General features: G+C 71.4%; 23 protein-coding genes and 1 tRNA gene. 12 read left to right on the top strand and 12 right to left on the bottom strand.

Annotated elements, in window-relative coordinates:
* Positions 1-2: 2 nt before the first annotated feature.
* Positions 3-791, top strand: coding sequence for a neutral zinc metallopeptidase (locus QM699_RS06665; protein WP_415010386.1), 789 nt, complete (start codon positions 3-5; stop codon positions 789-791).
* Positions 792-809: 18 nt separating this feature from the next.
* Here QM699_RS06665 and QM699_RS06660 read toward each other — a convergent pair whose 3' ends face one another.
* Entirely contained in the window at positions 810-1,076 is a 267-nt protein-coding gene (locus QM699_RS06660; protein WP_415010385.1) for a DUF2282 domain-containing protein, read from the bottom strand.
* A 298-nt stretch (positions 1,077-1,374) separates the two neighbouring features.
* On the opposite strand from QM699_RS06660, the gene QM699_RS06655 reads away from it, so the two are divergent.
* The gene (locus tag QM699_RS06655) at positions 1,375-1,869 is read left to right on the top strand and encodes a hypothetical protein (RefSeq protein ID WP_415010384.1); all 495 of its coding nucleotides are present in this window, start codon (positions 1,375-1,377) and stop codon (positions 1,867-1,869) included.
* 19 nt (positions 1,870-1,888) lie between these two features.
* On the opposite strand, the gene QM699_RS06650 is transcribed toward QM699_RS06655, so the two are convergent.
* Positions 1,889-2,638, bottom strand: coding sequence for a CpsD/CapB family tyrosine-protein kinase (locus tag QM699_RS06650; RefSeq protein ID WP_415010383.1), 750 nt, complete (start codon positions 2,636-2,638; stop codon positions 1,889-1,891).
* Between QM699_RS06650 and QM699_RS06645 the strand changes: the two genes are divergently transcribed.
* Positions 2,604-4,142 (top strand): hypothetical protein, encoded by a 1,539-nt coding sequence (locus QM699_RS06645; protein WP_415010382.1) that lies wholly within the window; start codon positions 2,604-2,606, stop codon positions 4,140-4,142. The two genes, QM699_RS06650 and QM699_RS06645, sit on opposite strands and share 35 nt — an antisense overlap.
* Here QM699_RS06645 and QM699_RS06640 read toward each other — a convergent pair.
* The 3 genes from QM699_RS06640 to QM699_RS06630 are packed head-to-tail and all read right to left on the bottom strand — an operon-like array spanning position 4,097 to position 8,468.
* Positions 4,097-5,194 carry a glycosyltransferase family 4 protein gene (locus QM699_RS06640; RefSeq protein WP_415010381.1) on the bottom strand — a complete coding sequence of 366 codons (1,098 nt, stop codon included), beginning with the start codon at positions 5,192-5,194 and terminating at the stop codon, positions 4,097-4,099. The two genes, QM699_RS06645 and QM699_RS06640, sit on opposite strands and share 46 nt — an antisense overlap.
* Positions 5,191-6,294, bottom strand: a complete 1,104-nt coding sequence (locus QM699_RS06635; RefSeq protein WP_415010380.1) for a glycosyltransferase family 4 protein — start codon at positions 6,292-6,294, stop codon at positions 5,191-5,193. The genes QM699_RS06640 and QM699_RS06635 overlap by 4 nt, the downstream gene beginning before the upstream one ends.
* Positions 6,295-6,299: 5 nt before the next feature.
* Positions 6,300-8,468: a glycosyltransferase gene (locus tag QM699_RS06630; protein ID WP_415010379.1), complete on the bottom strand. Its 2,169-nt coding sequence runs from the start codon at positions 8,466-8,468 to the stop codon at positions 6,300-6,302.
* Positions 8,469-8,778: 310 nt separating this feature from the next.
* Here QM699_RS06630 and QM699_RS06625 point away from each other — a divergent pair, with 310 nt between their 5' ends.
* The 7 genes from QM699_RS06625 to QM699_RS06595 all read left to right on the top strand — a co-directional run bounded on the left by QM699_RS06625 (position 8,779) and on the right by QM699_RS06595 (position 17,547).
* Positions 8,779-10,053, top strand: a complete 1,275-nt coding sequence (locus QM699_RS06625; protein ID WP_415010378.1) for an O-antigen ligase family protein — start codon at positions 8,779-8,781, stop codon at positions 10,051-10,053.
* Positions 10,046-11,665: a right-handed parallel beta-helix repeat-containing protein gene (locus QM699_RS06620; RefSeq protein WP_415010377.1), complete on the top strand. Its 1,620-nt coding sequence runs from the start codon at positions 10,046-10,048 to the stop codon at positions 11,663-11,665. Before QM699_RS06625 ends, QM699_RS06620 begins: the two co-directional genes overlap by 8 nt.
* Positions 11,556-12,254: a hypothetical protein gene (locus QM699_RS06615; protein WP_415010376.1), complete on the top strand. Its 699-nt coding sequence runs from the start codon at positions 11,556-11,558 to the stop codon at positions 12,252-12,254. The genes QM699_RS06620 and QM699_RS06615 overlap by 110 nt, the downstream gene beginning before the upstream one ends.
* Before the next feature lie 249 nt (positions 12,255-12,503).
* Positions 12,504-13,400: a WecB/TagA/CpsF family glycosyltransferase gene (locus QM699_RS06610; protein ID WP_415010375.1), complete on the top strand. Its 897-nt coding sequence runs from the start codon at positions 12,504-12,506 to the stop codon at positions 13,398-13,400.
* Between the two features lie 46 nt (positions 13,401-13,446).
* Positions 13,447-14,292: a glycosyltransferase gene (locus tag QM699_RS06605; protein ID WP_415010374.1), complete on the top strand. Its 846-nt coding sequence runs from the start codon at positions 13,447-13,449 to the stop codon at positions 14,290-14,292.
* A gap of 257 nt (positions 14,293-14,549) precedes the next feature.
* The gene (locus QM699_RS06600) at positions 14,550-16,040 is read left to right on the top strand and encodes a hypothetical protein (RefSeq protein ID WP_415010373.1); all 1,491 of its coding nucleotides are present in this window, start codon (positions 14,550-14,552) and stop codon (positions 16,038-16,040) included.
* Positions 16,041-16,095: 55 nt separating this feature from the next.
* Positions 16,096-17,547: a lipopolysaccharide biosynthesis protein gene (locus tag QM699_RS06595; protein ID WP_415010372.1), complete on the top strand. Its 1,452-nt coding sequence runs from the start codon at positions 16,096-16,098 to the stop codon at positions 17,545-17,547.
* 25 nt (positions 17,548-17,572) lie between these two features.
* Here QM699_RS06595 and glgX read toward each other — a convergent pair whose 3' ends face one another.
* Complete coding sequence (gene glgX, locus QM699_RS06590; protein WP_415010371.1) at positions 17,573-19,654, bottom strand: glycogen debranching protein GlgX; 2,082 nt, start codon at positions 19,652-19,654, stop codon at positions 17,573-17,575.
* 98 nt (positions 19,655-19,752) lie between these two features.
* On the bottom strand, positions 19,753-20,439 hold the full coding sequence (locus QM699_RS06585; RefSeq protein WP_415010370.1) for a cysteine hydrolase family protein: 687 nt from the start codon (positions 20,437-20,439) through the stop codon (positions 19,753-19,755).
* A gap of 290 nt (positions 20,440-20,729) precedes the next feature.
* Between QM699_RS06585 and QM699_RS06580 the strand changes: the two genes are divergently transcribed.
* Positions 20,730-20,804, top strand: a tRNA-Asn gene (locus tag QM699_RS06580).
* Between the two features lie 58 nt (positions 20,805-20,862).
* On the opposite strand, the gene rnhA is transcribed toward QM699_RS06580, so the two are convergent.
* Together rnhA and ispH are read right to left on the bottom strand one after the other, a co-directional pair.
* Positions 20,863-21,312 (bottom strand): ribonuclease HI, encoded by a 450-nt coding sequence (gene rnhA, locus QM699_RS06575; RefSeq protein WP_415012710.1) that lies wholly within the window; start codon positions 21,310-21,312, stop codon positions 20,863-20,865.
* Positions 21,313-21,371: 59 nt separating this feature from the next.
* Entirely contained in the window at positions 21,372-22,322 is a 951-nt protein-coding gene (ispH, locus tag QM699_RS06570; protein ID WP_415010369.1) for a 4-hydroxy-3-methylbut-2-enyl diphosphate reductase, read from the bottom strand.
* Positions 22,323-22,565: 243 nt separating this feature from the next.
* Between ispH and QM699_RS06565 the strand changes: the two genes are divergently transcribed.
* Entirely contained in the window at positions 22,566-23,420 is an 855-nt protein-coding gene (locus QM699_RS06565) for a protein-disulfide reductase DsbD domain-containing protein (RefSeq protein WP_415010368.1), read from the top strand.
* A 13-nt stretch (positions 23,421-23,433) separates the two neighbouring features.
* Here QM699_RS06565 and clpS read toward each other — a convergent pair whose 3' ends face one another.
* The 3 genes from clpS to pgi all read right to left on the bottom strand — a co-directional run bounded on the left by clpS (position 23,434) and on the right by pgi (position 26,094).
* Complete coding sequence (gene clpS / locus QM699_RS06560) at positions 23,434-23,739, bottom strand: ATP-dependent Clp protease adapter ClpS (RefSeq protein WP_415010367.1); 306 nt, start codon at positions 23,737-23,739, stop codon at positions 23,434-23,436.
* A gap of 94 nt (positions 23,740-23,833) precedes the next feature.
* Positions 23,834-24,499 (bottom strand): RluA family pseudouridine synthase, encoded by a 666-nt coding sequence (locus QM699_RS06555; protein ID WP_415010366.1) that lies wholly within the window; start codon positions 24,497-24,499, stop codon positions 23,834-23,836.
* Positions 24,499-26,094, bottom strand: coding sequence for a glucose-6-phosphate isomerase (gene pgi / locus QM699_RS06550; RefSeq protein ID WP_415010365.1), 1,596 nt, complete (start codon positions 26,092-26,094; stop codon positions 24,499-24,501). Before pgi ends, QM699_RS06555 begins: the two co-directional genes overlap by 1 nt.
* Between the last annotated feature and the right edge of the window lie 157 nt (positions 26,095-26,251).

Here is a 26,251-nt window from a genome sequence, read left to right as displayed (position 1 = left end):
ACATGCAGAGGATCGACAGGCTGCGCGGCCACGGCCGGAGGCGCCTGCTGTCGGCGCTTGCCCTGGCGGGCGGCCTCGCGGCGTTCGGGCTGGTCTGGGCATGGGTCGCGGCGCCGCTTCGCGTGATGCCGCCACCCGTCGCGATCGGGATCAGCAGCGATGCGCTGGCCCGTCGGGCCGAGGCGGCATTCACCGACGCCGACGCCGCGACCGGCCGCGCCGTGCATGGGGCCGCGCGCGCCGAATTCGTCGTCTTTCGTGGCGCCACCTCGTCGGTCTGCGTGACCGGGCTCGACGGGCGGGGCGTATTCTACTGCCCGGAGAGCGGGGTGGCGGCGGTCGACCTCGGCTATCTCGACGCTCTCGCCGCGCGGCTGCGCGACAACGCCGAGCTCGGCGTGGCGCTGGTGGCGGCGCGGCTTGCGGCGGAGCATCGCCAGCGCGAGGCCGGCGTGCTCGATTCGGCCGCGCTCGACATGATCGGCGCGCGCAAGGCGCGGCGGGCCGAGATCGCCAAGGGGCTGGCGCTGCAGGCGGACTGCCTGACCGGCGCCTGGGCGCGGTCGGCGGAGGAGAGCCTCGGCGCGGTGCCGAACGGCTTCTGGGGGGCGCTGGTCCAGTCGGCCCGCAACGTCGCGGCGGCATTCGCCGACGCCGGGCACCCGATTGCGCCGGAACTCGACCCCTTCGCCGCGGGCACCCGCGAGGACCGGGCGCAGGCCTTCGCGCGTGGCTACGACGCGGCGAGCGCCAGCGCCTGCCCGGCGCCCGTCACGCTCGACATGCCCTGAGCCCACCTCCGGGAGGGCTTACCCCGGGTCGCGCGCGAGCGGCCTGATCGCACCGCGGCGCGGCGTGCCATCGCCCTGCACCGGCAGGGTGCGTGTGGCGCAGGTCCCGGCCGGGACCCACACCCAGGCATTTCCCTGGAAATCCACCGTGCTCTTGCCGGGCCCCCCGGACAGGCCGTCGTTCTTGCCGGCCGCCGCGACGCCGAAGCATTTCTCCCGATCGTCCGCCCGTGCGCCCGTGCCCACGAGTCCGAAGATCAGGAGTGCCGCCAGACCAAACCGCATCATCGCCGTGTCACCCGCCAAGGACCACCGTTGCCGGAGGATCTTGGGTGCGTCGTCCCGATCGGCAAGCCTGGGACAGATTGCCGCGCCCGGGGCGCGGCATATCCGCAACACGACCAATGGTCCCGCCGGCCGGCCCCGTCCGGTCTCGAACCGCCCTCCCCCGCGAAAGCCCGTCCGCCATCACGCTCGCCCGATCGCGTCTTGACGCCCCCGACCAGTGGCCGGAACGTCGCGGCGCGGCCCGACCGCTGCCCGGACGTCCGCGGGCAGGCGCGGCCCTGCAGGGAGGCGGCGGATGCGCGGCACGAAATTTCTTCTCGGACTGGTGGCGCTGGCGGCGGTGGTCGTGGTCGGCGGGACCGCGGCCGGCGCGTCGGAGCGGACGGTGGTGGAAGAGCTGATCGCGGCGCAGAACCCGTGCCAGGGGCTCCGCACCAAGCAGTTCGGCGTGTCGATCGGCGTCGACCGGCTGAAGGACGTCCGGCTCGACACGGCGACCGTCCACCTGCAAGGCGACCGGCTGTCGATGGACCTCGACGGCCGGCTCGCCTGCGAGACCTCGCCCGGCGCGGCGATCTCCGGCGACGCGGCCGCGACCGTGCGGGCCGAGGCCGAGCTTGCCCTCGCCGACTGTGCCATCGACGCCCTCGACGTCCGGCTCACCGACTTCGGTGGCAGCCTCGGCCCGATCCTTGCCGCCTTCGCGCCGAGAATCGAGGCCGAGCTCAGGAAGGCCGCGGAGCCGAAGCTCCGCGCCGCGTGCCGGGATCTGCGCGGCACCGCCGACTGACCCCTGCCCCGCCCGAGCGTCAGCGCCGCTCGGGGTAGTACTTCGCCAGACGGTCGACGAACATGCCGGCGTCGTGGAAGCCGTACTGCGCGTGCCGCTTCAGGTCGACCGCGTTCACCGTCGCGACGATCGGCCCCGACGTCTGGGCGCCGATCTGGGCCACGGACAGGTCGGCGGCCCGCCGATGCGTCCGGCCCCAGCGCAGCACGAGCAGCGACCGCTCGGCGATACCGGCGAGAATCGCCGTCTCGGTGGTGGCGAGCACCGGGGCGCTGTCGAAGATCACCACGGCGCCCCGCGCCTCGGCCAGCCGCATGAGATCGGCGAGCTGCCGCGCCTCGCGCAGGGCGCCGAAGCCCTCCGCGTTGCCGCGCGTGATGTAGTCGACCCGGCTCTCCGGATCGTGACGGATCACCGACTCGACGCTCGCCTCGCCCGCGAGCAGGTCGAGCAGGCCCGGCGCCTCCGCCGCGCCGAACACCTCCGCGAGCCGCCCCTGCCGCAGGTCGGCGTCGACGAGCAGCACCTTGCGCCCGCCGGCGGCAATCTCGAGCGCGAGCGCGAGCGCGAGCGTCGACTTGCCCTCGCCCGGCAGCGCCGAGGTGACGAGGACGCTGGCCGGCATGACGTCGCCGTTGCTGCGCTCGAGCGCGTGCAGCAGGCCCCGAACCGCTTCGGCGAACATGCCGCCGCGGCGCTTGCGCAGGGTCTCGCGCAGATTCGCCACCTCGTCCTTGCCGAGGGCCGGCACCAGGCCGCCGCTGGTCACGCCGGGCAGACGCGCCAGCTGCTGCGGGCTGCGCAGGCCGGAGTTCGAGCATCTCGCGCACGAGGGCGACCGTCAGCGCGACGCTGCCCGCGGCCACCATCGCGCCGATGAGGTAGATGAGCTTGCTCCGGCCCGACGGCAGCAGCGGCACGGCGGCCGGCGACAGGATCTCGACCTCGGCGACCGGGACGTCGCCCTGGCGCTGCAGCTCGCGACGCTGGTCCTCGAGCTGGTCGAGGGCCTTCTGCTCGCGCTCGGCGGTGGCGCTGAGACCCGCAAGCTGGTTCTGGAAGCCGTTCAGCCGCGCCAGCTCCGAGCGCGCCTCGTCAAGGCCGGTGGCGTTCGACGCGGTTTCGCGGTCGATCGAGGCGAGCTTCGACTGCAACGCCTGGATCGTCCGGTCGACTTCGCCCGAGATCGACGCTTGCGTCTCGCGCAGAGCGCTCCGGGCATCGAGCACCTGGCCATAGTTCTCGCCGTAGACCTCGAGCAGGCGCTGGAGCTGGCTCTGCTGCTGCTGCTGCGTGCGGCGGAGTGCGGCCATCGCGTCGCTGTCGACGGCCTGCGCGGCGTCGGGCGTGCCGCGCTTCGCCTGCAGGCCAGCAAGCGTCGCCTGCGTATCGGCAGCCTCGGTGGCGAGCCCCGCCTGCCGCGCGGTCAGGGTGGAGATCGTGCGGGCGGCGTCGATGCGCGCGTCGTCGGACACGAGGCCCGACGAGTCGCGGAACGCCTTCACCGCGGCGAGCGCCGAATCGCGCCGGTCCTGCTGGGCTTTCAGCTGCGGCTCGAGCCACGCCTCCGCCTCGTCCACCCGGTCGCGGACCCCGCTCTCGCGCGCCTCGAGGTAGACGCGGACCAGCGCGTTCGGGATGTCCGCGGCGAGCTGCGGGTCGAGCGAGCTGAATCCGATCTCGATGACGTCGGACGTCCCGCTGCGGCGCACCTCCAGGCCGTCGTAGTAGTTGGTGATGACCGCTTCCATGATGTCGGCCTGGCTCGGCGGCAGGGGCTCGGCCTCGCCCTTGACCCAGCGCTTCGCCGCGTCGATCCACGTCGTGAGCACCGGCACCGGCTGCAGCGTCGGATTGAACTCCTCCAGCCGGTCGAGATGGAACTCCTGCACCATGCGCACGGCGATCGGCCGGGCGAGCAGGCGCTCGATCTCGGTGTTCGGGTCGAGCACCGCGGGCTTGCCGCCGGTGTCGGTGCCGACCGCGCCGGTCAGCGGCTGCTGGATCAGGAGCCGCGACTGGCCGTAGAAGGGCCGCTGGATCGACAGGATCGACGGCAGCGCCAGCGCGGTCAGCACGGCGCCGACGATCAGGATCAGCCAGATCCGCCGGCGCACCAGCCGGAACGCCGAGAGCAGGTCGAGCTCGTCCTCCCGGAGCTGCGCGGGAGCGGGCGCCGGGCGGATCATGGTTCGGGAGAGCTTGTCGAAGTGTGTCATACTGGTACTCACTCCGCCGCGATCGTGCGGGCCGTCTCGACGAGGCTGGCGTAGACGCCCTCGAGATGCCGCATGTAGGCGGACATGCTGAAACTGGACAGGAAGAGCGCGCGACCCTGCACGCCGAGGCGGACGCGCTCCGCCGGGTCAGTGACGAGGCGCGCCAGCGCCTCGGCAAGCGCCGGCGGGTCGCCGACGGGAACGAAACGCCCGGTCTTGCCGTCGGTGATCGCCTCGTCGTGGGCGCCGACCCGGGTCGTCACCACCGCGAGGCCGTGGGCGAGCCCCTCGATCACCGCCATCGCCATGCCCTCGGAGTGCGACGGCAGGACCAGGATGTCGCCGCTGGCGCAGAGCGCCCGGGTCTCGGCCTCGCCGAGCCAGCCGGGCATCGACACCCGGTTGCCGAGGCCGAGTGCATCGGCGTCGGCGCGGTAGCGCGCGACCGGGCCGTCGCCGGCGAGGACGGCGCGCCACTCGAGACCGGAGAGGAGCGGGCTCGCGAGCGCGCGCAGCAGCTCGGGCACGCCCTTGCGCTCGCTGAGCTGGCCGAGGAACACGATGCCCGGGACCGCCCGCGGCAGGCGCGCGGGCGGCGTGCCGGGATCGAGCACGCAGTTGTGCAGGATGTCCACCCGCGACGCCGGCACGCCGAGCAGGTCGGTCATCGTGCCCGCGTCGCGCTGGCCGAGGACGATGACCCGCTCGGCCGCGGTGAACATGCGGCGGATCGCCTCGCGCTGCCGCTTCGGGCGCCGGGTGAAGTCGGCGGCATAGTCGTAGTCGTGCAGGTGCAGAACGTAGGGCATGCCCATGGCGCGGGCGGCGGTGGAGAGCACCAGCTTGCGCGCGGTCGAGCCGCGGCCGGCGACATGGATGTGCTGGATCCGGCCGGGAGCCGCGACCCGGTCGGCCGACAGCGCGGCGAGCGCCGCCGACAGGCGCAGCGGCGAGCCCGGCACCGACCAGCGCGGGCCGCGGGTGTCGGTCACGAGGTGGCCGATCCCCTCCGCCGCGGCGGCGTCGACGATGTTGCCGACCAGCCGGCCGATGCCGCCGCCGCGCTCGCGGCCGCCGGACACGTAGTGGCGCACGGTGGCGGTCATCTGGCGCGCTCCTCGATGATGCGGCGATAGAGATCGACAGCATGGCCGCCAACAGTTTCCGGAGCGTTTGGACCGTCGGCCCAGATGCGTGCGGCATGGCCCAGCGCCGCCAGCCGCTCCGGCTGCTCCGCCAGCGAGGCGATGGCCTGCGCCAGCGCGCCCGGATCGTCCGGCGGCACGACGAGGCCGATGCCGTTCGGCTCGACGGTGGCACGCAGCTCGCCCACGTCGGTCACGATCACCGGCTTGCCGAAGGCGGCGGCGAGGTTCAGCACGCCGCTCTGCGACGCCTCGGAATACGGCAGCACCACCACGTCGGCGTCGAGGAACAGCTGCGCGACGTCGCGGTCCTCGATCCAGCCGCGGCGCACGTCATAGCGCGCCGGATCGCCCATCTCGGCCTGGAGCGACCACGGATCGTCCCCGCGCCCTGCAATGGTGATGCGCAGGTCAGGCACCCGCCCGGCCAGCGCCTTCTCGGCGCGAAGCAGCGTGGCGAGCCCCTTGTAGGCCATGATCCGGCCGAACAGCAGCACGGTGAACGGGCGATCGGCCGCAGGCGTCAGCCCCTCGGTCGCGGCGAGCGCGGTGTAGTGCTGGATCGACGGGTGGGACAGCACGTGAACCCGATCCGACGGCTTGCGGAACCGATCGACCGCGAGCGAGCGCAGGCTCTCGCCGTGCACGACGATGCCGTCCGACTGGCGGGCGATCAGCGTCGTTGCCCATCCGGGCAGCACGTTGGTCTCGTTGTCGCCGGGATGGATCTCGACGTCATGGACGGTCGTCACGAGCGGGATCGGCCGCCAGAGCGGAGCGGCGAAGTTGAGCCAGAGCACGTTGTTCGAGAGCAGGTGGACGATGCTCGGCCGCTCGCGCCGCACCAGCCGGGTGAGCGACAGGAGGAACGCGGGGTTCTTCGCGCTCGAGTGCCGTGGCCAGTCGAGCAGGCGCAGGTCGACGCCGGAATGGAAGTATTTGGCAAAGCTCGTGTAGCGGCGGGCCGGCACGCCGAGCACCACCGGCACGTGCTGCGCGAGCCCGTTGGCAAAGGAGATCGTGTAGTCCTCGATCTCCGAGACGAGAAGGAGCGGCTTCATTCGGATCACTCGGTAAGCGCGGCACCAGCGCCGCGGGACGGGAGGCTGCGGGCGGTGGCGAGGGCGCGTTTCGCCCGGCGCGCGAGATTGGCCTCGCCGCCGAACGCAAGGCCGGCGAGGAGCAGGCCGAGCCGCTCGCGCGCATCGACCCCGGAGAGCCGCGCCGCCGCAAGGTGGTAGGGATGATGGTCCGCGAGGCTCAGGCGTTCAGGCCGGCCTTGGGCGATCAGCCAGCGGTTCGTCACGTCGACCGTCGCCTTCCAGTGCGCCATGCGCTTGCGCAGCATCGGCGCGTCCTCGTCGGCGCGGAACCAGGCGTTCTGATGGATGCGATAGGCGCCGAGCGCGTCGGGCAGCGCGACGACGCGGCCGAGAAACGGCACGATTCCCACGATCCAGGCGTCGGCCGAGATGCGGAACTCCGGCGGGATCTCCCCGGCCGCGTCCCACGCCGCCCGCCGCACCGCCAGCGCGGAGGTGAGCGGAAAGTCCCACCAGCCGGCGCTGCGCGTCATCTGCGGCGCGAGATCGCCGCGGCCGAGCGTGCGCGGGATGGTCTTCATCAGGTGGGTGCCGTCGGACCGCATCGGCTGCAGGCGATGATAGACGAGAACGGCCCCGGGGGCGGCGGCAAACGCCGCATCCACCGCCGCCAGCCGCCCGGGCAGCACCCAGTCGTCGGCATCGAGAAACAGCAGGATGCTGCCGCGCGCGGCGCGCACGCCGGCGTTGATCGCGGCGGCCTGGCCCTGGTTCGCCTGCCGCACCAGCGTGATCCGGTCGGCATAGCCGGCGAGCACCCGGGGCGAGTTGTCGGTCGATCCGTCGTCGACCACGACGATCTCGGCTTGCGGGTGACGCTCGGCCAGCACGCTGTCGATCGCGCGCGCCACGAAGCCGCCGTAGTTGTAGTTGTTGATGATGACGCTCAGCCGGGGCGCGGACGCCTTCGGAGCGGGGACGACGGCCTGGTTCATTCTGCGCTCCCGGTCGCGACTGCGACGTCGAGGACGTCGGCGGGAAGGGTCTCGGTGTCCATGTCGGCATCGAAGGTCTGGTCGTGACCGTCGACGGTGCGGTGGATGACCACCTCCGGCACCGGCGCCTGCAGCGTGCTGTCGTCGGTGAGCGAGATCCCGACGGACACGAGGCTGCCCGCGATCACCTCGGACTCGGCCTTGAGCTTCATCCGCTGCAGCAGCGCGTCGCGCAGCTTCTCGCGCAGGTCGGCGCGCCATTTCGCGTCGGCCGATTTCGAGGTCGTACTCGCTCGACGCCTTGTTCTGCCGGGCGCGGGCGGCGAACGACTGGTTCTCCAGCAGGTCGCGTTGCAGCCGCGAGCGCTCGCGCTCCAGCTCCTGCACCCGCGGCAGGGGCAGCAGCCCCTGCTCGTGCAGTTTGGTCGCGGTGTCGACCTCCAGCTGCTGCGATTGCCGTTCCGCCTCCTGCAGGGTCGCCTGCCGGGTGAGGGTGTCGATCTCGAAGTCGACGAGGCCGACGAGGTCGGTGAGATGCGCCTGATCCGCCGCCCGGCTCGCGAGCTGGTCGTGCAGGAGATCGCCGTCGAGCGCCAGGATCGGCGCGGCGTCCTCGGCGGAGATCCCGGGCTCGTGCACCGTCGAGGCATCGAGCGTCGGCGTCTCTGCGAGGGCCGCGTTCAGGCGCGCGATCTGGCCATCGACGTCGACGAGCTCGGCCGCGTTGGTCTTGAACCGCGCCTTCAGCTCGAGCAGCGCCTCGGTCGTCGGCACCTTCGGGTCGTTCGACCGGTCGATGCCGCCGGCGAGCACCAGCGCCTGCCGCACGGTCAGTCCCACGTCGAAGCCGATCGCGCCCGGGTGGGCCACGGCGCCGCCGACATAGACCGGGCGATAGGTCGAGACCTCCACGACCACCGTCGGCTTTCGGATGATCCCCTGATCGCTCAGCGACGACTCGATCCGATCCCGGATCGTGTCGAGATCACTGCCGGCGGCCATCACGCCGCCGATGTGCGGCAGCATGATCCGGCCGTCGGCGTTGACCTTCGCGTCGCGGCCCGCGTCGCGGTCCTCGGCGATCGACACGAACAGCACGTCGCCACGCTGCACGAGATAGTCGGCCCAGGCCGGCATCGCCGAGGCGAGCAGCAGCGCAGGACCGAGGAGCCGCGTCGGGCGCAGGCTCGATTTCACTCGGGACAGACCTGGCACTGGTTTAAACCCGTCCACTCGTTCGGATACTGGTGGCACCTTAGCGTCGGGGCGGCGACCCGGGAACGTGGCCACTGGGGGAAAGCGGCCGCCAAAGCTCACCCCTTCGAACGACACCATGGCGATCGGTCGCCATCACCTTGACCATTCGGATGAGGCCGGCGGGCCGACGCGGCCGCTTGACCGGCCGGCGTCCGTCGGAGGATCCTGCGGGCTGTGCTGTCGAGCCGTGCGGGTATCAGGTGTTGTCGAGCTGTTGCGTCAGATCGTGCCCCGGGCGGGGGCGCCGGGCATGAGTGTCATGGAAGAAAGCGGCGCCTACGGCCCCGCCGTGAGCTGGCGGACCGTCGAGTGGCTGGGCGCCGGGCTCTGCCTTTTCCTTCTCAGCGGCGCGATCTTTCCCCTGCTGCTCACCGGCGGCGGAACCACCGTCGACGATGCCAGCCGGCCGCTGCTCCGCCTGCTGCCGCTGCCGGTCTACGGCATTTCGGCCGTGCTGCTGATGCGGCATCCGTCGCAGCTTCTGGCGGCGATGCGGCGCAACCTGCCGATGCTCCTGCTCTTCGCCCTGCCCTTCCTGTCGGTGCTGTGGTCGATCGGGCCGTCGGTGACGCTGCGGCGCGGGATCGGCCTGCTCGGCACCATGCTGTTTTCCTACGTCCTGGCGACGCGCTTCACCCCGAGCCAGCTGCTGCTGCTCATCGTGGCCGTCCTTGCGCCCTGCATGGTGCTGAGCGTGCTGCTGATGGGCGCGGTGCCGCACCTCGGGATGATGGACGGCTCGGCGCGCGGCGTCTTCATCCACAAGAACGTTCTGGGGTGGGCCGCGGCGCTCTCGACCGTGGCGTCGGGGATGATGCTGCTCGACCGGGCGCACGGCCTGCGGCTGCTCGGGCTCCTGGCGCTGCCGGCGAGCATCGTCTGCCTGCTCGCATCGAAGTCGATGACCGGCCTGCTCTCCACCACCGCGGCCGCGGGCCTCGCGTGGTTCTACCTTGCCCTCGGGCGCAGCCGCGGGACCAGCCGGCTGGTGCTCATCATCGTCTTCCTGCAGTTCGTGGCGCTGCTCCTGCTCGCGCTCGGCGAGTTCCTGGTGCCGCTGCTCGAGGCGCTCGGCAAGGATGCGACGCTGACCGGACGGGTGCCGCTCTGGAAGCTGGTCGACGCGATGATTTCGCAGAAGCTCGTGCTCGGCTACGGCTTTGCGGCGTTCTGGTCCGATGGCAACCCGGACGCCTGGCGCATCTGGGCCGAGATCGGCTGGGAGGCGCCGCACGCGCACAACGGGTATCGCGAGATGCTGCTCGGCCTCGGTGTCGTCGGCCTGCTGACGCTCGCGACGGTGCTCGCCCGGGCGCTCTGGCAGGGGGCGGCGCTCTACTGCGCCCGGCCCTACGAGGGGTGGCTGTGGCTGAACGTCTTCATCGGGATGTACCTGGTGATGAACCTGACGGAGGCGATCTTCCTCGTCCCGAACGATCTGTTCTGGACCCTGTTCTCCGCCGTCATCCTGATGATCTCCCTGCGCGGCCCGGAAGGCGGCCTGCCGGATTTCAATGATGGCTAGGCGCTGGCGCACGGCCCTGGTCTCGATTGCGGCCGTGGTGGTTGCCGGCGTGGCCGGCGTCGCACTTTGGGCCCAGACGGCCACGGTGGCCCCGGGTGCGCGCTTCGCCTGCGTCCCGCCCGCTCCCGCCCTGTCGGCCGCCGCGCCAACGGCGGCTTTGCCAGGCCTGGCGGCCGAGGCCGATGCCATCTACGTGGCGCCGGACGGCCGCGATGCGTGGAGCGGGCATGCGCCGGCCCCCTCCGGCACCGACGGCCCCGTGGCCACGCTCGAACGCGCGCGCGACCTCGCCCGCGCCGACGCCGGGGTTCACGCGATCGTGCTGCGGGGCGGCGACTACTGGCTCGCGGCGCCCGTCGCCTTCGGCCCGGAGGACCGCGGGCTCACCCTGCGCGCGGCGCCGGGCGAGATCCCGGTGCTGCACGGCGGGCCGCGGATCACCGGCTGGACCGAGGACGCCGACTGCCGCTGGTCGGCCCCCCTGCCGCTGCCCGACGACATCGCGCCCGGCGCGCTCTTCGCCGACGGCCGCCCGGAGGTCGAAGCGCGCTGGCCGAACCTGCCCGACGGCGCCGGTCCCCGCGACGGCTGGCTCTTCGCCGCCGCGCCGCCCGCCGGCGAGGAGTGGGGCGGCAACCTGCGCTTTCACTTCCACGACGGCGACATCCCGCCACTCTCCGGGACCGACGGCCTTGTCGTCCACATCGTCGGCGGCTTCGATCCGTCGAGCCAGTGGGGCAGCGACACCCTGCCGGTGACGGCGATCGACCGGGACGCTGACGCCGCGACCATGCTCGGGACGTCGTACTTCTTCACCGGCAACGGCAGCCGCTACTTCCTCGCCGGCCGGCCCGAGTTTCTCGATGCGCCGCGCGAGTGGTGGTATGACCGCCCGAACGCCCGCCTGCGCTATGTCGCGGCCCCGGGCGCCTCGCCCGCGACGCTCGCGGCCGGCACCCTGCCCACGCTCCTGTCGCTCGATGGCGCCGACGGCATGGTGCTGCGCGGCCTGTCGCTGCGCGACGGCTCACCGGCCGGGTCGGGCAAGTTCGGCACCGACACCCGCGGCGGCGGCGCGATCCGCGTGGCACATTCGGCCAACGTGCGGATCGAGGATGACGCCTTCGAGAACGTCGGCGTGGCGATCCACGTCACCGAGAGCCCGCGCGCGACGATCACCGGCAATCGAATCGCCCACGTCGCCGGCAATGCGATCTACCTCGGCACCGACTATGGCAGCTTCGGCCGCTCCGACGGCGCGCTGATCGCCGGCAACCGCATCAACGACGTCGGCGAAGTCTATTTCGAGACCGCCGGGATTCTGGTTCCAGGCCACGACCGGCACACGGATCGCGAACAACCTGATCGAGCGCGCGGCGCAGTTCGGCATCGCCGGCGGCTCGCTCTGGGGGCCACAGGATGCGGTCTACGATGCGGTGATCGAGCTGAACGAGGTCCGCGACGCGAATCGCGACACTGCCGACGGCGGCGCGATCAAGATGATGGGCGCGCAGGCAGATCCGCTGCGCACGGTGATCCGCCACAACCTCGTGACCGGCACGGGCGAACTGATGAACCACCCCGACGGCACCTTCTGGCCCGACCGCTATGAGAACGTCGACGAGTGGCCGACGCCGATCAGCTGGGCGATCTACCTCGACGGCAAGGCGAGCGGCGTGACCATCGACTCGAACCTCGTGCTCGGCAACGTCGCCGGGATCGGCGTGAACGGCGGCTGGTCCAACGTGATCCGAGGCAACGTCGTCGCGGGCGGCACCGGCTCCGCCATCCGGATCGACGACGGCACCGGCCGCGACTGGACGCCGGCGTGGGGCGAGGCGAACCTCGTCTCCGGCAACCTGCTGTCCGTCGACACGCCCGGCACACCGCTCACCTATCTCTACGCGCCCGGCCATGGCGCCGCCTACGCCCGCTTTGCCGGCAACATCTACGCCGGCGCGATCGACGAGCGCAGCTTCAAGGTCTGGCCGGAAATCCTCGGCCACGGCAGCTATGGCGCGCCGGCTGATGCCGAGCGCGCCGGGCTCGACGCGGGCAGCCGGGTGGCGGAGGCGGGATTCGTCGATGCGGCCCAGGGCGACTACCGCCTGCGCGCCGACGCCCCGGCCCGTACCATCGGCATCGGCGACTTCCCCCTCGACCGCGTCGGGCCCGCCGGCTGCGCCGCCGGCGGCTGCTGACCAGCCCGCCCGCCGACACGAAGCAGCCACGCCCGATGCGCGCTCCCCGGACCATTCCATGCGTTCGCGCCGGCCTGAGCGCGCGAATTCGCCGCGCCGTACAGCCCCGCCGATGCACTCGGACGTTCACCCGGATCAGCCCTTGGGTCATCCCCGACGGTCGGTGCTACGTCGATTTGCCGACTGCCCGCGAGCGGCGCGCGGCCCTAGTCTGACTGTGATACCAAGTCAATCGGATCGGATAAAGCGGTGCGACACAACACGATCTCCGTCGAGGCGGCCGAGGAACTGGACGCTGCGCCCGCGGTTCCTGCCGGCTTCAATCGGCACCCTGTGCCCTGGATCAACCTGCTCGGCGTCCGCGTTTCGGCCGTCAACATGGGCTCCGCCGTCTCGAGCATCCTCGATGCCATCGCCGCCGGTCGCAAGGGGTATGTCTGCCTGCGCGACGTCCATGGCGTCGTCCGCTGCCAGAACAACGAGGAGTTGCAGCGCGCGCACAATCGCGCCTTCCTCGTCACGCCCGACGGCATGCCGCTGGTCTGGGCGCTGAAGGGCGCGGGCCACAAGACCGCCGACCGGGTCTATGGCCCCGACCTCATGCTCGCGCTCTTCGACCAGGGCCGCAAGGCCGGCCTGCGGCACTTCCTCTACGGCACGACGCCCGAGGTGCTGGAAAAGCTCGCGGCACGGCTGACCGAGGCGTATCCGGGCGCGGAGATCGTCGGCACCTACGCGCCGCCGTTCCGCCCGCTGACCGAGGCCGAGACCGAGGAGGTCGCCGCGGGGATCAACGCGACGAAGGCCGACATCGTCTGGGTCGGACTCAGCACGCCGAAGCAGGAGCTCTGGATGGCCGAGATGCGGCCGGCGCTCGACGCCGGGATGCTGATGGGCGTCGGCGCGGCCTTCGATTTCCACGCGGGCTCCAAGAAACAGGCGCCCCGTTTCGTCCAGCGGTCGGGGTTCGAATGGCTTTTCCGCCTCGCGAGCGAACCGCGCCGCCTGTTCGGCCGCTACGCCGTGGTGGTCCCAAGCTTCCTCGGCCTCGTGGCGCTGCAGGTCTCCGGCCTGCGGGAGTTCCCGATGAGCCGGCCGGCGGACGTGCCGCCGCGCGCGGCCAGCCAGACGGAGCGGCCGGTTTGAGGCAGGTCCGTCGAAGCGGGCATGTTCGCCTGAGGGAGAATTGATCGTGAAGGTTGCGGTCATTACGCCATACTACAAGGAAAGCGAAGCGGTGCTCCGGGAGTGCCACGACAGCGTCCTGGCGCAGACTGTTGCCTGCGATCACTTCATGATTGCCGACGGCTTTCCGAACCCCGCCGTGGACGGCTGGGCCGTCGAGCACATCACCCTGCCGATGTCGCATCGGGACGTGGGCAACACGCCGCGGGTGATCGGCGCCCTCTCGGCGTTCAGCGCCGGCTACGACGCCGTGTCGTTTCTCGATGCCGACAACTGGTACAAGCCCGATCACGTCGCCAACATGCTGGCGCTGCAGCGGCGCACGGGCGCCGTCGTCTGCACCGCCGGCCGGTCGATGCACCGGCCGGACGGCAGCTTCATGTTCATCGACGAGAAGAACGACGGCAGAACGCACGTGGACAGCAACTGCTACTTCCTCGTCCGTCCGGCGATGAGCGTGATGCTGGCCTGGGCGACGATGCCGAAGGAGCTGTCGCCGATTTCCGACACGGTCTATCTTCAGTCGATCAGGCGGGCGCGGCTTTCGCACGCGCACGATCCCCATATCTCGGTGTGCTACCGCAGCACCTGGGCGTCGGATTTCGAGCGGATCGGCGAAGTGCCTCCGCCCGATGCCAAGGTGCTGGCCTTCACGGACCAGCCATACGACTGGCTCAAGAGCCTCTCCTGGTCGGAGCGGCGCCGGATCCGTCGGGAACTCGGCTGGCCGCCGGGCCTCGCCGGCAAGATCGCACGCCGGTTGCGCGCGATCGGGACGCGGGTTGCGGAGCGAGTGTTCGGCTCGCAGCCTGCGAAGCGAGTGGAAGGCACGCCGCAACACCGCCCCGCGTAAAGGGCAGGCGATGCGGCGATCAGTATCTACGAGGGTGTACCAAGTGCTCATTCATCGCGTCGTCGAAGGGGACCCTCTGCCGCTCCCCGTCACGCCGTCGGACCCGCGCGATGCGGCGACGTCTCAGCTCGACATCTGGCGCGAGGCGGCTCCCCGCCTGCTCGACGAACACCTCGGGGAGTACCGCGAGCTGCTCGGACAGGTCGCCCCGCTCATCGCGGCCGGCGACTTCGCCGCGGCAGCGGTGGCGGCTCAGGTTGCCGCCAACCACGCCGCCCTCTGGCACCACGGCGCATTCGCCTGCCCGGAAGCTCGAAGACCTGATCGCCCGCATCGGCGAGGCGGCCGTGATGTATCCGGGCGCGCCGCGCCCGCCCGCGGGCGACACCCTGAAGGTGCTGCACGTCGCGACCGAGTTCCACCAGATCGGCGGCCACTCGCGGATGGCGGGGGAATGGGTCCGTCTCGACACCGGCAATCGGCACGCCCTTGCCCTGACGCGGCAGCACAGCCCGGTGCCGCCCGCGATCGCGGAGGCGTTCCGGTCGACCGGCGGCACGGTCGTCCGCCTGAACTGCGAGCGCGGCAACATGCTGCACTGGGCGGCGAGCCTGCAGCGCCTCATGGCCGACGCGGATGTCGTCGTCCTGCATGTGCACAGCATGGACATCCTGCCGTTCCTGGCGTGCGCGGGGATGCAGCGGCGCCCCCCCATCCTGTTCGTCAACCACACCGATCACCTGTTCTGGGTCGGCGCCCGCTTCGCCGACCTCGTCGTCTCCAGCCGGCACTCCGGCAACGCGCTGAGCCTGCGGCGGCGCGGAATTCCCCGCGAGCGCCTGGCGACATTTCCGCTCTGCCTCTCGGAACATGGCTGGCAGGTCGACCGGGCGGCGGCGCGGGCGCAGCTCGGCCTGGAGCCGGACGACGTGCTGATCCTGTCGGTCGCGCGCGGGTCGAAGTTCTCGCCCGTCGGGTCGCAGGCATTCCCCGATCCGTTCGTATCGCTGTTGCAGCGCAATCCGCGCGTGAAGCTCTACGCGGTCGGGCCGGGCGGCGATGTCGACTGGTCGGGCGCCGAGGCGGCGACGGGCGGGCGCGTCCGGGCCATCCACGCCACGCCCGACACCGCGCCGTTCTATGCGGCTGCGGACATCTACCTCGACTCCTTCCCGTTCGTGTCGATCACCTCGCTGCTCGAGGCCGGGCGGGCCGGGCTTCCGCTGGTGACGCGCGATCCCTTCGGCCCCGACTGCCGGGTGATGGGCGCCGACACGATCGGCTTTGACGACAGCATCGTGCGCTGCCGCTCCACCGGCGAGGCCGTCAGCATCCTGCAGGGCCTGATCGACGATCACGGCCTGCGACGGCGGCTCGGTGACGCGGCCCGTGCCGAGATCGAGGGCCACAACCTCGGCAACGCCTGGCAGGCGGAGCTGAAGGCCCTCTACCGCCGCGCGCTCGCGACGCCGCCCGCCCGGATCGCCGGCGCCCAGGCGCTCGGCCCGGTGTCCGACCTCGATCGCTTCCTGCCGTTCGTCTATGCCGACCAGCAGCGCGGCGCCACGCGCGACTCCCGCTTCTTCGCGTCGGTCGAGCCGGCCATCAAGGCCGGCCCGCTGGTCTGGCGCCTGCGCACGCTCGTGGAGCTGCGGCGCCGCCGGCTGAGCGCGGGGCAGATCGGCAGATGGGCGATCCCCGAATGGCTGACCTGCCGGGTCCGGGATATCCTGCGGCGGCACACGTGATGACGCGCTCCGACCGCTGCGGCGGCTTGCTCTCAACCGACTTCAGGCCAAAGACATGATCCGCCGCTCGATCGCCTTCTCCCTCGTCGACAAGTACGCCGGGATCATCCTCGGCCTCGCCACCATGGCGATCGTCTCGCGCATCCTGACGCCCGAGGACGTCGGCCTCTTCATGGTGGCCAGCGCCTCGGTGATCCTGATCGAGGCGTTCCGCGACTTCGGCGTCGGGGCCTGCATCATCCAGGCGGCGCGGCTCACGCCCGAGCTGGTCCGCACCGCCTTCACCGTCATGGCGCTGCTCTCCGTCGTCTTCGCGGCGCTGCTCTGGCTCGCCGCCCAGCCGCTCGCGTCGTTCTACGGCGACCCGCGGCTCACCGGCATGATCCACATCGCAACCCTCGGCTTCATCGCCGCGCCGATCAGCAACCCGCTGCTCTCGCTGCTGCGCCGTGACCTTGCCTTCAGCAAGGTGGCGGCGGTCAGCATCGCGGCGGCGACCGCCAACGCCGCAGTGACGATCGGCCTCGCCCTCCTGGGCTTCGGCGCCGCCAGCTTCGTCTGGGCCTCGGTCGCGGCCGCCGGCGTGATGGCGACGGGTGCGCTCGCCGTTCGGCGGGAGTTCTGGGTGTTCCGCCCGACGTTGCGCGAGTGGCGCCACGTGCTGCCGTTCGGCGCGTGGTCGAGCGTCGTCACGCTGCTCGGCCTGCTCTTCGACTACATGCCGCGCTTCATTCTCGGGCGGGTGATCTCGATCGCCGCGGTCGGGATCTACTCGCGCGCGCTGTCGCTCTGCCAGCTGCCCGACCGGGCGCTGCTGCAGGCGGTGCAGCCCGTCGTGCTGCCGGCGCTCTCGGCCCGGGCGCGCGACGGCGGCGACATGCGCGAGCCGTATTTCCTCGGCCTCGCCAGCATCACCGCGCTGCAGTGGCCGGCGCTGCTCTGTCTCGCGCTGCTGGCCGAGCCGATCGTGCGGCTGCTCCTCGGGCCGCAGTGGACCGAAACGGTGCCGCTGATCCGCATCCTCGCGCTGGCCTCGCTCAGCCTGTTCCCGTCCTACCTCACCTACCCGGTGCTGGTGGCGGTCGGCCGGGTGCGCGACCTCGCGACGGCGAGCCTGATCGCGCTGCCGCCCTCGATGGCGATCATGCTCGGGGCGGCGCACTTCGGCCTGACGGCGGTGGCGCTCAGCGTCTTTATCACCGCGCCGCTGCAGGTGGGCGTCGGGCTGCACTTCGTGCGCCGGCATGTGCGCTTCACCTGGGCAGAGTTCGCCCTGGCGCTGCGGCCGAGCCTGGTGGCGACCATCGGCGCTGCCGCGATGCCGGCGGCGCTGCTCGTCGCCTCCAGCGGCCGGCTGGGCCTCGTCGCCATGGCGTTCGCGATCCTCGGCTCCGCCGTCGGCTGGCTGATGGCGCTCCGGCTCGGACGCCATCCGCTCGATCCCGAGGTTCGCCTCGTGGTGGCAAAGCTCACCGAGTTTGTCGTGCGGGCCCGCGCCCGCGCCTGAGACGCGGGCGCGGCCCCCCGGGCGGTCACAGCGAATAGACCTGCAGGCTGCGTCCGCCCACCGTCACCTCCGCGCCGGGGTGCAGCGGATCGCCGTCGGGGTCCACCGCCCCGGTCCCGCTGTCCAGCCGCAGCCGCCAGGCCCGATCATCGCCCGCCGGCGGCAGCACGAACGGCACGTCGTCGTAGGCGGCATTCGACAACAGCAGGACGCCGCCGCCCAGCCCGTCGGCCAACGCCACCGACACCGCCAGCACGTTGCCGTCGGTCCACTCCGCCTCGGTCATCGGCTCGCCGTCGGTGCGGAGCCACCGCACGCCGGCCGGCCCGCCCTCCGCGACCGGCTCGCCGCGCAGCCAGTGCGGCGAAGTGAGCAGCCGCAGCTCGCGGCGCAGCGCCAGCGCCCCGGCGACGTAGCCGCGGAACGCCTCCTCGCGCTCCGCCGGGCTCCAGTCCATCCAGGCGAGCTGGTTGTCCTGGCAATAGGCGTTGTTGTTGCCCTGCTGCGTGCGCCCGTTCTCATCGCCCATCAGGATCATCGGCACGCCCTGGCTGACCAGCAGCGTGGTGATTGCAAAGCGCCGCATCCGATCGCGCAGGTCGAGCACGCCCGCGTCGTCCGTCGCGCCCTCGGCGCCGCAGTTCCACGAGCGGTTGTCGTCGTGACCGTCGCGGTTCTCCTCGCCGTTCGCGTCGTTGTGCTTCTCGTTGTAGCCGTAGAGGTCGGCGAGCGTGAATCCGTCATGCGCAGTGATGAAGTTGATGCTGGCCCACGGCCGGCGCCCGCGCTTGTCGAAGATGTCGCCGGACCCGAGCACGTTGCGGGCAAAGCTGTCCACCGTGCCCTGGTCTCCCTTGGCGTAGGCGCGGATGTCGTCGCGAAACCGCCCGTTCCACTCCGCCCACCCCGGCGGGAACGAACCCACCTGATAGCCATAGTCGCCGAGGTCCCAGCTCTCGGAGATCATCTTCACCTTGGCGAGCACCGGGTCCTGCGCCACCGCATCGAGGAACGGAGAGTTGAAGTCGACGTTGGCGCGATCGCGCGTGAGCGTCACCGCGAGATCGAACCGGAAGCCGTCCACATGGCATTCCTCGACCCAGTAGCGCAGCGAATCCATCACCATCTGCACCACCCGCGGGTGCCGCAGGTTCACGTTGTTGCCGCAGCCGGTGGTGTCGAAGTAATAGCGCGGCTCGTCGCCCAGCACGTAGTAGCTCGCATTGTCGAGCCCGCGGAACGAGAGCGTCGGCCCGAGCTGGTTGCCCTCCGCGGTGTGGTTGTAGACCACATCGAGGATCACCTCGATATCCGCCTCGTGCAGGCGCTGCACCATGGTCTTGAATTCGGAGATGTCGTTGCCGGGCATCAGGTAGCGCGGCGCGGGCGCGAAGAAGCCGATGGTGTTGTAGCCCCAGTAGTTCGACAGGCCCTTCTCGACGAGGTAGCGGTCGTCGAAGAACGCCTGGATCGGCATCAGCTCGATCGCCGTCACCCCGAGCCGCGACAGGTGCTCGACGACCGCCGGCGATCCCAGTCCCTCGAAGGTGCCGGCAAGCGGCGGCTTCAGGGCGGGATGGCTCATCGTCATGCCCTTGACGTGCGCCTCGTAGATCACCGTCTCCCACCACGCCCGGTTGCGCGGCCGCTCCGCCCCCCAGGTGTGCGCCGCGTCGATGATCCGGCACTTCGGCATCGCCCGCGCGCTGTCGCGCCGGTCGAACGACAGGTCGGCGTTGCGATGACCGATGCGATAGCCGTAGAGCGAATCGTGCCAGCGCACCTCGCCGGCATAGGCCCGGGCGTAGGGGTCGAGCAGCAGCTTGTTGGGATTGAAGCGGTGTCCGGCGTCCGGCTCGTACGGCCCGTACGCCCGCAGGCCGTAAAGCTGGCCCGGCCGCAGATCGGGAAAGTAGCCGTGCCAGACCTCGTGGGTGAACTCCGGCAGCGCGATGCGATCGGTCTCCCGCCGGCCATCGGAATCGAACAGGCACAGCTCGATTCTGGTGGCGTTCGCCGAGAACACCGCGACATTGACGCCAGACCCGTCCCAGGTCGCGCCAAGGGGAAACGGCAGGCCGGACGAGACGCGGAGCCTGGACGCCATGGGAAACCTCGCTTGCAGGGGAAAACTCTGGGGATCCAAGATTCCACGCCGGGCTTCGTTCCGCACTGCGGCAAAGTTCGCGCCCGCGAGAAGGCCGGTCATCGCGGCAGGAGCGAGAGAACCTCGTCGGTCGTCATCACCAGACAGTAGAGCAGGTTCAGCGTCGCAAGCTCCGCGGCATGCACCGCGTCGGTGCCCGCGGCGCAGGCGTCCTCGGCCAGCACCACGGCAAAGTCGGCATCGGCCAGCGCCCGCACCGTCGACGAGATGCACTGGTCGGTCAACACGCCCGCCACCACGACGTCGGTGATCCCGAGGGTGCGCAGCGCCAGCCCCAGCCCGGTGCCGGCGAGCGCGCTGTCGCCGGTCTTGCTCGCGACGAACTCGCCGGGCAGCGGCGCGATCTCGGCGACGACCTGCGCCGCCGGATCGTCGGCGAGCAGCAGCGGATGGCCGGCCAGCCGCCGCATCCGCGGCCGGTCCCGCCCGTCCTCGCGCCGCCCGCCCAGCCGCACGAACGCGACCTCGAGATCGGCCCCGCGAAAACGCCCGAGCAGCCGCACGATGTTCGGCAGCACCACCGCGCGCATCCGCGCATGGAACGGCTCCCACGCCCCAAGCTGCGCCTGCACCGCGTCGTCGCACTGGCCGGCGTGAGGGCGGTCGACGTAGGCGTTCTGCACATCGACGACGAGCAGCGCGACGCGTCCGCGCGCCAGCTCCGGCTCGTCCGGCTCGGGGAAGTCGCGGGTATAGAACGAGCGATGCCGCCGCTTCCAGCTCACGCGGCCCCCGTCCCGTCACCCGCGCTTCCGCGTCGGCCGGCGTGCGGACCTCGGCCAGCCGTCTCGCGTTGCGCTGTCATGCGGCCGATTTCCCGTCTCCCCGCCCGAGGGTGCCCCGGCCCTTGCTGGCCTCGCCAGCGGCGCCATGTCCCCGCATGATCCGGAGATCGGCGCGCGGCGCAAGGGCGCCTGCGCATCACGCCCAACCTCTTCGCCGGCACCCGGAGATTCCCGCTGGACGGCCCGAGTCGCCCTTGCTATAGGCACGCATCCCCGCAGGGGGACGGCATTCCGGCGTAGCTCAGCGGTAGAGCAGTTGACTGTTAATCAATTGGTCGTAGGTTCGATCCCTACCGCCGGAGCCAACAAATCAAGGGGTTAACGGCCAGACCGGCCCCTGATTTCTCTTCTGGACAAAACGGGCTACGGGCGGCGCTTGAACGGCGCCATTCCCTCGCGGGCGAGTTCGTCGGCGCGCTCGTTCTCGACGTGGCCGGCATGGCCCTTGATCCACTCCCAGGTGACGGCGTGCGGCGCCGCGGCGGCGTCGAGGCGCTTCCAAAGATCCTCGTTCTTCACCGGCTTCGCCTGGGCGGTGCGCCAGCCGTTGCGGCGCCAGCCGTGGATCCACTTGGTCACGCCGTCGCGGACATAGACGCTGTCGGTGACGACGGAGAGCGCCGTCGGGCGGCTCAGCGCCTCGAGCGCCGAGATCGCGGCCATCAGCTCCATGCGGTTGTTGGTGGTCGCCGGCTCGCCGCCCGAAAGCTCGCGGGCGCGCACCACCCGGTCGCCGTCGCGCGCCTGCAGCACCACGCCCCAGCCGCCGGGCCCGGGGTTGCCGGAGCAGGCGCCGTCGGTGAAGGCGAAGATCGCCGGCCCGCCTTCGCTTGCCGGCCCGCCTTCGCTCGCCGAACCGTCCACAGGGCCGCTCACGCCACCCGGGCCCGGAACACCCGCGGCACCTTGAACTCGACGTTCTCCTGCGCGGTCTCGACCAGCCGCTCGGTCACGTCGTAGCGGGCGCGGAACGCGGCGATCACCTCCTCGACCAGCACCTCGGGCGCCGAGGCGCCGGCGGTGATGCCGATCGCCCGCACCCCGGCGATCGCCCGCCAGTCGATGTCGTCCGCCCGCTGCACCAGCTGCGCATAGGCGCAGCCGGAGCGGCGGCCGACTTCGACCAGCCGCTGCGAGTTCGAGGAGTTCGGCGCGCCGATGACGAGCAGCGCCTCGATCTTCGGCGCCATCGCCTTCACCGCTTCCTGCCGGTTGGTGGTGGCGTAGCAGATGTCTTCCTTGTGCGGCCCGACGATCGCCGGAAACCGCGCCCGCAGCGCGGCGACGATCTCGGCGGTGTCGTCGATCGACAGCGTGGTCTGGGTGATGTAGGCGAGCCGGCCGGGATCGGCGGGCGCGAGGCCCGCCACGTCGGCCACCGTCTCGACCAGGAGCACGGCGCCGTCGGGCAGCTGGCCCATGGTGCCGATCACCTCCGGGTGGCCGGCGTGGCCGATCATCACCATCTGCAGGCCGCCCTGATGATGACGCTCGGCCTCGAGATGCACCTTCGAGACCAGCGGGCAGGTGGCGTCGACGTAGAGCATCCGCCGCGCCTCGGCCTCGGCCGGCACCGCCTTGGGCACGCCGTGGGCCGAGAACACCACCGGCCGGTCGGGCGGGCAGTCGGCCAGCTCCTCGACGAAGACCGCGCCCTTGGCCCGCAGCCCCTCGACCACATAGCGGTTGTGCACGATCTCGTGGCGGACGTAGACTGGCGCCCCCCACTTCTCCAGCGCCATCTCGACGATCTTGATCGCCCGGTCGACGCCAGCGCAGAAGCCGCGCGGCGCAGCGAGATAGAGGGTGAGCGGCTCGGCCATGGCGGATTCCGGGGGGCGACTGGGGCGCCGCGACAAGACCGAGTTTCGGCCGCATGGTCAACCCCGGCGCTGGCCGCGCGCCGCGACTGCGCTGGGGCGCAGCCGCTGGGCGCCCGCGGCTTCGGTGCAACGGTCGCCGGGCGAGACGTGCGCCTCGCCGAGTTGTGACTGTCGGTGCCGCCGGTTTCGCGGCACACCCGGAGGCGATCCCGTTCCACCCCGCGCCCGAGGCTGCCTCCCCGAATGCGCCCCCTCGCCCTCGTTCTCGCCGGTCTCGCGCTCGCCACACCCGCCTTCTCCGAAGACGCCGGGGCGGAGGTCGCCGGCGCCAGCTTCTCAGCGCCGTCCGCCCCCGCGGCGGCGCCGTCGATGCGGCTTCTCGCCGGATGGCGCGCGCCGGACGGCACCCGGGTCGCGGCGATCGAGATCGCCCTCGCGCCCGGCTGGCATACCTACTGGCGCGTGCCCGGCGAGGCCGGCATTCCGCCGAGCTTCGACTGGTCCGGGTCGCGAAACCTCGCGGCGGTGTCCTACGAGTGGCCGCGGCCGGAGGTGTTCGACACCGAGGGGATGCAGACCTTCGGCTACGAACGGCGGCTGGTGCTGCCGGTGCGGCTGCATCCCGCAGACCCGGGCGCGCCGATGCAGGTGGCACTCGACGCCGACATCGGGGTCTGTTCCGACATCTGCATGGCCGCGCAGGCGACCGCGGCGCTGCAGCTCGGCCCGGACACCCCGGAGGACAGCCGTGGCGAGATCGAGGCCGCGCTCGCCGACCGTCTGCAGAGCCCGGCAGAGGCCGGCGTCGTGCGCACCACCTGCACGCTCGCAAGCGGCGCCGACGGCGACGAGATCGTCGCGACCGTCACCTTCGCCAGCGCCACCGATCCCGGACAGATCGCGATCATCGAGCCCGGTCGCCCGGACATCTGGGTCGGATCGCCCGACACGCGCGTGGAAGGACGCACGCTGACCGCCAGCGCGCCGATGGAAGCGTTGGGGACGGGCGGCTCGATGATCGCCCGCGATGCCGTGCGCCTGACCTTGCTCGGGGCAGAACGCGCGATCGACATCCGCGGCTGCGACGCCCCGAGCTGAGGAGCCGGGCTTCTCAGTCCTCGGGCTCGATGGTGAAGAGCAGCGGATAGCCTTCGCGCTGGGCCATGTCGGTGGCGCGCGTCGCCTTGGTCTCGGCGATCTCGCGGGTATAGACCGCGACCACGCACAGGCCTCGCTGATGCGCCGCCAGCATCACGCCGTTGGCCTGGTCGGTGCTCATGCGGAACACCGCGCGCAGGATCGAGACGACGAACTCCCGCGGGGTGTAGTCGTCATTCAGCAGCAGGACCTTGAAGACCTTCGGCCGCTCGGTCTGCGGCTTGGCCTCCACGCGCGGACGGGTGACGGTCTCGGACATGGATGTGGCGATTCATGGCTTGGTGGCGAGAGCCGCGCTCCTACCATCGTTGCCGGCAAATGTCCACCAAAACTCCGGCGCCGGAACTCCCGAGTCAGAATGGGGGCGCGGAGTGGAATTCGACCATCGCGCCGCCGTCGGGGTGGCGGAAGGCGAGCCGCGCCGCATGCAGCTGCAGCCGCGCCGTCGCATCGGCGCTGGGATCGCCATAGAGCGTGTCGCCGAGGATCGGGTGCCCGAGCGACAGCATGTGAACCCGCAGCTGGTGCGAGCGGCCGGTGAGCGGCGTCAGCTCGACGCGGGTCGCGCCCCCGCCCCCCGACTCGCCCCCGTCCCCCGACTCGCGATCCAGCACGCGCCAGAGCGTCCTGCTGGGCTTGCCGTCCTCGGCGACCATCTGCCGCGGCCGGTTCGGCCAGTCGACGCGGAGCGGCAGGTCGACCTCGCCCCCCTCCCCCGTCAGCGTGCCGGCGACGCGCGCGACATAGGTCTTCTCGACCTGCCGCCGCTCGAACTGCCAGCCGAGATGCCGCTGCGCCAGCCGGGTCCGCGCCATGACGACAAGGCCCGAGGTGTCGCGGTCGAGCCGGTGCACCAGCAGCGCGCCGGGATACGCCAGCTCTGCCCGCGCCATCAGGCAGTCCTGCGTCGCCGGCGGCTTTGCCGGCACGCTGTGCAGGCCGGAGGGCTTGTCCCAGACGAGCAGGTGCACGTCGGCGTGGACGAGCCGGGGCGCGCCCTCGCCGCGCGCGTCGAGCATCAGCCCCGCAGCCCGGTGATCGTGCCGAGCAGACCGGCGGTAGAGCCGTCCTTGCCGCCGAAGCCGCTGCCGGACTCGACGAGGGGGAGCAGCGCGGTGGCGAGCTCCTTGCCGAGCTCGACGCCCCACTGGTCGAAGCTGTTGATCCCCCAGATCACGCCCTCGACGAACACCCGGTGCTCGTAGAGCGCCACGATCCGGCCGAGGGTGCGCGGGGTCAGCTCGGTGTAGACCAGCGTCGTCGACGGGCGGTTGCCGGGGAACACCTTGTGCGGCGCGAGCGCCGGATCCTTCACCGTCTTCTCCGCCTCGGCCAGCGTCCGGCCGCGCATCAGCGCCTCGGACTGCGCGAGGCAGTTGGCGATGAGCAGCAGGTGGTGGTGCTCCAGCGCCGGCTCGTGACCGACGGCCGCGACCATGAACTCGCAGGGGATGACGTTCGTCCCCTGGTGGATCAGCTGGTAGAACGCATGCTGCCCGTTGGTGCCCGGCTCGCCCCAGACGATCGGGCCGGTCGCCGTCGTCACCGGCGCGCCGTCGAGCGTCACGCTCTTGCCGTTCGATTCCATGTCGAGCTGCTGCAGGTAGGCCGGCAGGCGCGACAAGCGGTTGTCGTAGGGCAGGATCGCGCGGGTGGCATAGCCGAGCGCGTTGCGGTGCCAGATGCCGATGAGCGCCAGCAGCACCGGCATGTTCCGGGCGAGCGGAGCCTCGCAGAAATGCCGGTCCATCTCGTTCGCGCCGGTCAGGAACTCGGCAAAGTCGTCCGGGCCGATCGCGATCATCACCGGCAGGCCGATGGCGCCCCAGACGGAGTAGCGCCCGCCGACCCAGTCCCAGAAGCCGAAGACGCGGGATGCGTCGATGCCGAAGGCCGCCGTCTTGTCGAGCGCGGTGGAGACCGCCGCGAAGTGCTGGCCCGCGTTCGCGCCGAGCGCCGCCTCCATCCACGCCTTCGCGGTGCGGGCGTTGGTCATGGTCTCGATGGTGGTGAAGGTCTTCGAGGCGACGATGACCAGCGTCCGCGCCGGATCGAGGCCGAGCAGCTTGTCGTGGATGTCGGCGCCGTCGACGTTCGAGACATAGTGCAGGTGCGGGCCGTCGTGATACGGCGCGAGCGCCAGCGTCGCCATCACCGGCCCGAGGTCGCTGCCGCCGATGCCGATGTTGACGACGTCGGTGAACGGCTTGCCGTCGGTGGCGGCGATCTTGCCGGTGCGGATGCCCTCGGCGAAGGCGGCCATGCGGGCGAGCACATCGAGCACGTCGGGCATCACGTCGGCGCCCTCGACCAGCACCGGCTTGCCGGTGCGGTTGCGGAGCGCGGTGTGCAGCACGGCGCGGTCCTCGGTCAGGTTGATCCGGCCGCCGGTGAACATCACGTCGCGCCGCTCGGCCACGCCCTTCTCCTCGGCGAGCTGCAGCAGCAGGCCGAGCGCCGCGGCGTCGAGCGAGGTCTTGGAAAAGTCGAGCGTCATGTCCCCGAGGGAGACGGAGAACTCGGCGAAGCGGTTCGGGTTCTCGGCGAAGCGGTCGAGGATGCGGGTCGAGCCGGCGGCCTTGCCGGCCTCGGCGAGCTGGGTCCAGATGGTCATGGGTGAGGTCTCCGGGTCACGGGAACAGTCTTGGCCGGGATGCCAGCCAGGTCGGCGGAGAAGGACGGAATCTGGCGGGTGACAAATCTGTCCGCGATTGCCCCTGCGGACAGCAGGCGCGTGTCGGCGCCAGCCGGGGCAGCAACGGTCGGATGGC

The sequence above is a fragment of the Amaricoccus sp. genome (assembly GCF_047602525.1).
GTDB lineage: Bacteria > Pseudomonadota > Alphaproteobacteria > Rhodobacterales > Rhodobacteraceae > Amaricoccus.
This window is presented reverse-complemented; position numbering and strand designations above follow the sequence as displayed.

Coding starts and splice junctions, on each gene's coding strand:
- QM699_RS06665 (WP_415010386.1), top strand. CDS start 3: ATGCAGAGGATCGACAGGCTGCGCGGCCACGGCCGGAGGCGCCTGCTG.
- QM699_RS06660 (WP_415010385.1), bottom strand. CDS start 1,076: ATGCGGTTTGGTCTGGCGGCACTCCTGATCTTCGGACTCGTGGGCACG.
- QM699_RS06655 (WP_415010384.1), top strand. CDS start 1,375: ATGCGCGGCACGAAATTTCTTCTCGGACTGGTGGCGCTGGCGGCGGTG.
- QM699_RS06640 (WP_415010381.1), bottom strand. CDS start 5,194: ATGACCGCCACCGTGCGCCACTACGTGTCCGGCGGCCGCGAGCGCGGC.
- QM699_RS06635 (WP_415010380.1), bottom strand. CDS start 6,294: ATGAAGCCGCTCCTTCTCGTCTCGGAGATCGAGGACTACACGATCTCC.
- QM699_RS06625 (WP_415010378.1), top strand. CDS start 8,779: ATGAGTGTCATGGAAGAAAGCGGCGCCTACGGCCCCGCCGTGAGCTGG.
- QM699_RS06620 (WP_415010377.1), top strand. CDS start 10,046: ATGGCTAGGCGCTGGCGCACGGCCCTGGTCTCGATTGCGGCCGTGGTG.
- QM699_RS06615 (WP_415010376.1), top strand. CDS start 11,556: ATGGGCGCGCAGGCAGATCCGCTGCGCACGGTGATCCGCCACAACCTC.
- QM699_RS06595 (WP_415010372.1), top strand. CDS start 16,096: ATGATCCGCCGCTCGATCGCCTTCTCCCTCGTCGACAAGTACGCCGGG.
- glgX (WP_415010371.1), bottom strand. CDS start 19,654: ATGGCGTCCAGGCTCCGCGTCTCGTCCGGCCTGCCGTTTCCCCTTGGC.
- ispH (WP_415010369.1), bottom strand. CDS start 22,322: ATGGCCGAGCCGCTCACCCTCTATCTCGCTGCGCCGCGCGGCTTCTGC.
- QM699_RS06565 (WP_415010368.1), top strand. CDS start 22,566: ATGCGCCCCCTCGCCCTCGTTCTCGCCGGTCTCGCGCTCGCCACACCC.
- clpS (WP_415010367.1), bottom strand. CDS start 23,739: ATGTCCGAGACCGTCACCCGTCCGCGCGTGGAGGCCAAGCCGCAGACC.
- QM699_RS06555 (WP_415010366.1), bottom strand. CDS start 24,499: ATGCTCGACGCGCGCGGCGAGGGCGCGCCCCGGCTCGTCCACGCCGAC.
- pgi (WP_415010365.1), bottom strand. CDS start 26,094: ATGACCATCTGGACCCAGCTCGCCGAGGCCGGCAAGGCCGCCGGCTCG.